Origin of the sequence: Pseudomonas sp. WS 5411 (genome assembly GCF_012985595.1) — a bacterium.
Taxonomy (GTDB): Bacteria; Pseudomonadota; Gammaproteobacteria; order Pseudomonadales; family Pseudomonadaceae; genus Aquipseudomonas; species Aquipseudomonas shahriarae.
On the sequence record NZ_JAARMC010000047.1, the window covers coordinates 1 to 1,458 of the forward strand.

Annotated in this window: 1 protein-coding gene; it reads left to right on the forward strand. The window is 57.4% G+C overall.

Translation table 11 applies throughout. From position 1 onward, the window contains the following. Positions 1-1,458: immunoglobulin-like domain-containing protein (locus HBR93_RS26690; RefSeq protein ID WP_346266860.1), on the forward strand; the 1,458-nt coding region annotated here is incomplete at both ends.

Here is a 1,458-nt window from a genome sequence, read left to right on the forward strand (position 1 = left end):
CCCTGACCGCGCCAAGCGCCGTCAACGAAGGCGGCACCATCACCTACACCGCCACCTTGAGCAACAAGGCTGACACTGACGTCACCTTGACCCTCGATAACAAGCAAACCATCACCATCAAGGCCGGCGAAACTGTTGGTACCGTCACCGTTGATGCTCCAGGCGACGACGTGTTCGTCGACAAGAGCACCCAGACCGTCCAGATCACCGGCACCGACGGCGGCAACTTCGAGAAGCTCGTGGTTGCTGGCAATGGCGCGACTACCACCATCAACGACACCATCGACAAAGTCGATGTAGTGCTGACCGCCACTAAAACTGTGGGCGAAGGCGGCGAGATCGTCTACACCGCTACCTTGGTGGATAAGAACGGCGCGCCGGTGACCAACATCACCAGCCCTGTGACAGTGACTCTGGATAACAACCAGGTCATCACCATCGGTGTGAACCAGTCGAGCGGTACTGTCTCGGTTGTGGCTCCAGACGACGTTTACAAAGGTGATCAAACCGTCACGACCGGTATTAAAGAAGTCACCGGCGGCGAGCACTTTGAGAACCTGGTTCCAGGTACTGACAAAGTCACCACGACTGTCACTGATACCCCAGGTACCGATAACACCACCACCGTCACCCTGACCGCGCCAAGCGCCGTCAACGAAGGCGGCACCATCACCTACACCGCCACCTTGAGCAACAAGGCTGACACTGACGTCACCTTGACCCTCGATAACAAGCAAACCATCACCATCAAGGCCGGCGAAACTGTTGGTACCGTCACCGTTGATGCTCCAGGCGACGACGTGTTCGTCGACAAGAGCACCCAGACCGTCCAGATCACCGGCACCGACGGCGGCAACTTCGAGAAGCTCGTGGTTGCTGGCAATGGCGCGACTACCACCATCAACGACACCATCGACAAAGTCGATGTAGTGCTGACCGCCACCAAAACTGTGGGTGAAGGCGGCGAGATCGTCTACACCGCCACCCTTGTGGATAAAAACGGCGCGCCGGTGACTAACATCACCAACCCTGTGACTGTGACTCTGGACAACAACCAGGTCATCACCATCGGTGTGAACCAGTCGAGCGGTACTGTCTCGGTTGTGGCTCCGGATGATGTGTACAAAGGCGACCAGACTGTTACTACCGGCATCAAGGAAGTAACTGGTGGCACGCACTTTGAGAACCTGGTTCCTGGGACTGACAAGGTCACTACGACTGTCACTGACACACCGGGCACCGATAACACCACTACAGTCACCCTGACCGCGCCAAGCGCCGTCAACGAAGGCGGCACCATCACCTACACCGCCACCTTGAGCAACAAGGCCGACACTGACGTCACCTTGACCCTCGATAACAAGCAAACCATCACCATCAAGGCCGGCGAAACTGTTGGTACCGTCACCGTTGATGCTCCAGGCGACGACGTGTTCGTCGACAAGAGCACCCAGACCG